This is a genomic window from Aeromonas sp. A35_P, from assembly GCF_002259925.1.
GTDB classification, from domain to species: domain Bacteria; phylum Pseudomonadota; class Gammaproteobacteria; order Enterobacterales; family Aeromonadaceae; genus Aeromonas; species Aeromonas dhakensis.
This window is the reverse complement of the sequence record NZ_NEVB01000125.1, coordinates 1-5,144: the sequence shown is the minus strand read 5'-3', so window position 1 is coordinate 5,144 and position 5,144 is coordinate 1. Positions and strand designations below refer to the sequence as shown.

Annotated in this window: 8 protein-coding genes and 5 tRNA genes; 8 read left to right on the top strand and 5 right to left on the bottom strand. The window is 59.4% G+C overall.

The window, feature by feature from the left end:
• The first annotated feature begins 71 nt into the window (after positions 1-71).
• Positions 72-530 (top strand): hypothetical protein, encoded by a 459-nt coding sequence (locus CAK78_RS09110; RefSeq protein WP_094697068.1) that lies wholly within the window; start codon positions 72-74, stop codon positions 528-530.
• A 146-nt stretch (positions 531-676) separates the two neighbouring features.
• On the opposite strand, the gene CAK78_RS09105 is transcribed toward CAK78_RS09110, so the two are convergent.
• From CAK78_RS09105 to rsgA, 5 genes are read right to left on the bottom strand one after another with little or no spacing between them, the layout of a single operon-like run.
• Positions 677-1,075, bottom strand: a complete 399-nt coding sequence (locus CAK78_RS09105; protein WP_094697067.1) for a hypothetical protein — start codon at positions 1,073-1,075, stop codon at positions 677-679.
• Between the two features lie 2 nt (positions 1,076-1,077).
• The gene (locus CAK78_RS09100; protein ID WP_005297812.1) at positions 1,078-1,329 is read right to left on the bottom strand and encodes a DUF2960 domain-containing protein; all 252 of its coding nucleotides are present in this window, start codon (positions 1,327-1,329) and stop codon (positions 1,078-1,080) included.
• A 4-nt stretch (positions 1,330-1,333) separates the two neighbouring features.
• Positions 1,334-1,585 carry a VF530 family DNA-binding protein gene (locus CAK78_RS09095; RefSeq protein WP_017763973.1) on the bottom strand — a complete coding sequence of 84 codons (252 nt, stop codon included), beginning with the start codon at positions 1,583-1,585 and terminating at the stop codon, positions 1,334-1,336.
• On the bottom strand, positions 1,582-2,454 hold the full coding sequence (gene asd, locus CAK78_RS09090; RefSeq protein WP_094697069.1) for an archaetidylserine decarboxylase: 873 nt from the start codon (positions 2,452-2,454) through the stop codon (positions 1,582-1,584). Before asd ends, CAK78_RS09095 begins: the two co-directional genes overlap by 4 nt.
• A gap of 28 nt (positions 2,455-2,482) precedes the next feature.
• Entirely contained in the window at positions 2,483-3,517 is a 1,035-nt protein-coding gene (gene rsgA / locus CAK78_RS09085) for a small ribosomal subunit biogenesis GTPase RsgA (RefSeq protein ID WP_217900819.1), read from the bottom strand.
• A gap of 91 nt (positions 3,518-3,608) precedes the next feature.
• Here rsgA and orn point away from each other — a divergent pair, with 91 nt between their 5' ends.
• The 7 genes from orn to CAK78_RS09050 all read left to right on the top strand — a co-directional run.
• Positions 3,609-4,154, top strand: coding sequence for an oligoribonuclease (gene orn, locus CAK78_RS09080; RefSeq protein WP_017781447.1), 546 nt, complete (start codon positions 3,609-3,611; stop codon positions 4,152-4,154).
• Positions 4,155-4,332: 178 nt separating this feature from the next.
• Positions 4,333-4,408: transfer RNA gene (locus CAK78_RS09075), tRNA-Gly, on the top strand.
• 36 nt (positions 4,409-4,444) lie between these two features.
• Positions 4,445-4,520 (top strand) — tRNA-Gly (locus tag CAK78_RS09070).
• 32 nt (positions 4,521-4,552) lie between these two features.
• A tRNA-Gly gene (locus tag CAK78_RS09065) sits at positions 4,553-4,628 on the top strand.
• Between the two features lie 24 nt (positions 4,629-4,652).
• A tRNA-Gly gene (locus CAK78_RS09060) sits at positions 4,653-4,728 on the top strand.
• Between the two features lie 24 nt (positions 4,729-4,752).
• Positions 4,753-4,828 (top strand) — tRNA-Gly (locus tag CAK78_RS09055).
• Positions 4,829-4,923: 95 nt separating this feature from the next.
• On the top strand, positions 4,924-5,144 hold a 221-nt coding region (locus CAK78_RS09050), incomplete at its 3' end, for a transposase (RefSeq protein WP_141214107.1).

Below are 5,144 nucleotides of genomic sequence, written 5' to 3'. Positions count from 1 at the left end.
CCCTAGGGCCGGATTATATGGATGAGAGAAGCAGCATGTAAAAGTTTGTCGTAGTAGCACTGGCCCTGTTGATGACCGGTTGTGCCAGCGACAACAATGGCGGCGAGCAGTACCGCTATACCCCGCCGGTAGCCAAGGCGACCAACAACACCCAGGAGATGCAGATCCCGGTGGATCTGGTGTGGGCCCGCGCCGAGAAGTGGTTTGGCGATCATGGCCTTAACATCGAAAACAGCCAGCGTGGCTCCGGCCTGATGACCGCCAACGTCGAGAATTCGGCCGACGGTCTGGAGTGGCTGGACTGCGGTACCATGGGCTCCAAGGTCGCACTGGGCAACCCCAACCTGCAGATCAACCTGATCATCACCCAGAGCGGCAACAACAGCGTGGCCACCGTCAACGTCAAGGGCAACACCCAGCTCTACTTCGTCGAGTCCTCCGGCGAGCGGGTACCGGCTCCCTCCATCACCCCGGTGTGCGTCTCCCGCGGCAGCCTGGAACAGAGCCTGTTCTCCACCCTCGGCAACTAAGGTTGCACCGAGCGCCAGCAAAAACCCCGTTGCCTGCAACGGTTTTTTTTGTTTCCGGCCTGGCGACAAGGGGCATGCGGGTCGCTGTTGATAGCCGCAAAAAAACAACCCCCGGCAGGGCCGGGGGCTGAATAGAGTCGGGTGACTCAGCGGGCGACGTCGCCGTGAAACAGCGTCTGCTCGCCGGCTTTGAGCACATACCCCTTCCACGGCAAGAGGGTGTAGCCGCTGCCTTGCCACGACCAGTTGCCTTCTGCGCCTTGGCGGGTGAGCAGGTGTTGCTCGCCGCTCGGCAGGGTCAGCTCGGCCTGGCTTTGATCGGCGTTGAACAGCACGAAGGCGCTGCCGGTCTGGCCGGCATCGGTCGGATTGAGCCTGATGCCCTGCTCGAACAGCCGCACGCACTGCCTGGTCAGGGCTGACCACTGATAGCCGGCGCTGGCTCGGCAGCCGTGGACATCCTGATCATTGCCGACAAGGTGTTGTTCCGGGGTACTGCAGGCCGCCAGCAGCAGGGAGGCGGCCATCAGGGTCAAGGTACGCATGGTTACTCCTTGGCATCCCGCTCGATGACGATGTTGGAGAAGCCCAGCTCCTTGAAGTAGTTCTCCCGGTAATCCTTCACGCTCTTCTTGTCACGCCGGCATACCTGGGCCAGTTGCTCCTCCATGGCGTGGAAGCTGGTCAGGTTGATCCCTTCGGCAGCGGCAATGGCATCGTAGATGCTGTTGAACTTGTCGTTGGCGTAGCCGATCTCTTTGGTTTTCTTGCCGTAGGTGTAGGTAATCTTGAACGCCATGGCGTTATTCCTTTGCTTTGGCCTGCTTGCGCTGGACGTACAGATAGAGGCTCTCGACCTTTTCCCGCGCCCAGGGAGTTTTTCGCAAGAATTTCAGGCTGGATTTGATGCTGGGATCCTGGGTAAAGCAGCGGATATTGATCTCCTGCCCCAGTTTTTCCCAACCGTAGTGTTCGACCAGGGCGGTGACGATGGCTTCCAGCGTCAGCCCGTGCAGCGGGTTGTTCTTCTGGGAAGAGACGGGCTGATCGCTCATGCCTGCTCCGCCAGCTTGGCAAAGGGCTGACCCATGCGGGTGGTGACCCCGTTGGCCAGATGGGGCTCGAAACCGGCCAGCATGCCCGGGCCAAACAGACAGACGACTGTGCTGCCCAGCTTGAACAGACCCATCTCGGCGCCTTTTTGCAGGGTGATGGCCTCGTCGCCGGTGTAGTCCCAGCGCACCACCTTCTTCTCTTTGGTCGGCGCTATGTTGCCGGCCCAGATGGTCTCGATGCTGGCCACGATAGTGGCACCGACCAGCACCAGCGCCATGGGGCCGTGCGGGGTGCGGAAGGTGGCCACCACCCGCTCGTTGCGGGCAAACAGGTTGGGCACGTTCTCGGCGGTGAGCGGGTTGACGGAGAAGAGATCCCCCGGCACGAACACCATACTCTCCAGCACGCCGTCCAGCGGCATGTGGATGCGGTGATAATCCTTGGGCGCCAGATAGATGGTGGCAAAGTCACCATCCTTGAACGGCGCCACCAGATCCTCATAGCCGCCCAGCAGCTCGCGTGCGCTGTAGTCGTGGCCCTTGGCCTGGATGATGCGACCCTGGCTGATCGGGCCGAGCTGGCTGACGGTGCCATCCACCGGCAGGGCCAGGGTCATGGCGTCTTCCACCAGGGGGCGGATACCGGGCTTGAGTTCGCGGGTGAAGAACTCGTTGAAGCTCTTGTAGTGGGCAGGGCTCTCGTGCAGCGCCTCGCTCATGTCGACCTGGTACTGCTTGATAAAGGCCTCGATCACCCTGGTGGTGAGGTTGCTCGCTTCGGCGGCGGCAAGCTTGCCCACCAGGCGGGAGAGGGCGTGTTTGGGCAGACAGTATTGACCGGCAATTTTCAGGTTGTCAGTAATGCTCATGTTCATCATCAACGTAGGTTAAACAGGGTCACAGGCGTGCCTGTTGGCGACCGTGACGGGCTTCCTGCATGGTTTCCAGGATGCGGTGATAGTTGTGGAAGCGATCGGCGCTGATGGCGCCCGCTTCGACCGCGGCGCGCAGGGCGCAGCCGGGATCGTCCTTGTGGGTACAGTCGCGGAACTTGCAACCGCCCAGATAGTCGCGGAACTCGACGAAGCACCAGGTGATGCGGTCGGCTTCCAGATGCCAGAGGGCGAACTCGCGGATCCCGGGGGAGTCGATGAGATCGCCGCCGCTCGGGAAGTGGTAGAGCCGCGCCGTGGTGGTGGTGTGCTGGCCGAGCCCCGAGTTCTCGGAGATCTCGCCGGTGAGCACATCCAGCCCCGGCATCAGGGCGTTGGTCAGTGACGACTTGCCGACCCCGGACTGGCCGACGAAGATGCTGATCTTGTCGGTGAGCCTGGCTTTCAGCTCATCGAGCCCTTCGCCACTCTCGCAGCTTACCAGCAGTACCTCGTAATTGAGCTTGCGGTAGGTTTCGAGCTGGCGCTCGATGCGGGTGCGGGCGGCATCATCGAGCATGTCGACCTTGTTCAGCACGATGAGGGGGCGGATCTCCACATCCTCGGCGGCCACCAGATAGCGGTCGACGATGTTGGTGGAGAACTCGGGCATCACCGCCGAGACGATGATGATCTGGTCGATGTTGGCGGCGATGGGTTTGACCCCGTCGTAGAAGTCCGGCCGGGTCAGCACCGAGTGACGCGGGTGCACCGCCTCGATGACGCCGGCGGTCGCGGCATTGAGGCCAGGACGCCACACTACCTTGTCGCCGCACACCAGGCTGCTGATGCTGCTGCGCCGCAGGTTGCTGCGGTGGATGGTGCCATCGCTCGCCTCGACGTCTGCGTGCTGACCAAAGCGGCTGATCACCACCCCTTCGATGGCCGGCCCGAACAGGGTGTCATCCACCTCTGTGGTGTGCTCTTTTTGCAGCCGACGCTCGCGGTTGGCCTGGACGCGCCTTTGTTGACCCAGATTGAGTTTTGCTTTCTTTGCCACTCGATTCGCCAGTTTATGAACAGATCCAAAGCCAGTATGATACATGCAAATTGGCAAAATTCCGCCATTCCTCCCAATAGAGAGAGCAATCATGACAGTCAGCGCGCAGAACCTGGTATGGATCGACATGGAGATGACGGGCCTCGACCCTGAAGAAAACGTGGTACTGGAGATCGCCACCATAGTCACCGACAAGGATCTGAACGTGCTGGCCGAAGGGCCGGTCATCGCCATTCACCAGAGCGACGAAGAGCTGGCCAAGATGGACGACTGGAACGTCAATACCCATACCAAGAGCGGTCTGGTGGCCCGGGTCAAGGCGAGCCAGCACGACGAGGCGAAAGCCGTCGCCGAGACCCTCGACTTCATTCGCCAGTGGGTGCCGGAGCGCACCAGCCCGCTGTGTGGCAACAGCATTGGCCAGGATCGCCGCTTCATGGTCAAGCACATGAGCGAGCTGGAAGCCTTCTTCCACTATCGCAACGTCGATGTCAGCACCATCAAGGAGCTGGTACGCCGCTGGCAGCCGGAGCTGCTGGATCAGTTCAAGAAGAGCGGTACCCACCAGGCGCTGGACGACATCCGCGAATCCATTGCCGAACTGCAGTTTTACCGCAGCCACGTCTTCAAGATCTGACGCCCAGGCAAGGGATTGCCCCGCTCTGGTTGCTAAAATCGACAGTTCGACCAGCTTTTGAGCGAACGCGCGCAACCAGACAAAAAAGCCCTTGCAATTGGAATGACTGCTCTTATAATTCGGCTCCCGTACAGTAGCGCAAGCAACCAAATGCTGTACGGCCTGTTTTAAGGTAGTTGCGGGAATAGCTCAGTTGGTAGAGCACGACCTTGCCAAGGTCGGGGTCGCGAGTTCGAGTCTCGTTTCCCGCTCCAAAATCTGATGATGACACTGGTGCAAACCAGCCCGATGCGGGAATAGCTCAGTTGGTAGAGCACGACCTTGCCAAGGTCGGGGTCGCGAGTTCGAGTCTCGTTTCCCGCTCCAATCATCAGCCAGCCTCAAGACAACCTAATGTTGCGGGAATAGCTCAGTTGGTAGAGCACGACCTTGCCAAGGTCGGGGTCGCGAGTTCGAGTCTCGTTTCCCGCTCCAAAAATTTGTAAGTGATATTCCGATGCGGGAATAGCTCAGTTGGTAGAGCACGACCTTGCCAAGGTCGGGGTCGCGAGTTCGAGTCTCGTTTCCCGCTCCAATCACTTGCAGATGACATTCTGTTGCGGGAATAGCTCAGTTGGTAGAGCACGACCTTGCCAAGGTCGGGGTCGCGAGTTCGAGTCTCGTTTCCCGCTCCAAACAGTTTCTAGTAGATATGTGTACCTGATTACCCATGATTAGCAGTCACCCCGAACTATACTGATCTTATGCACAGTTATCGAGGAGCGAGATCATGGCCAAAAGCAAAGTCCAATTCCAGAAAGGCTACAGCCTGTTTGAGCTTCTCAAGGACTATGGCACTGAAGCTCAGTGCGAAAACGCGTTGTTCACTTGGCGTTTTCCTCACGGCTTTGTCTGCCCTGAATGTGCCAACAAGACCTGTTGTCACCTGAAAAGTCGGCCACGCGTGCTGCAATGCAATCACTGCCATCACCAGATGTCATTGACTGGGAA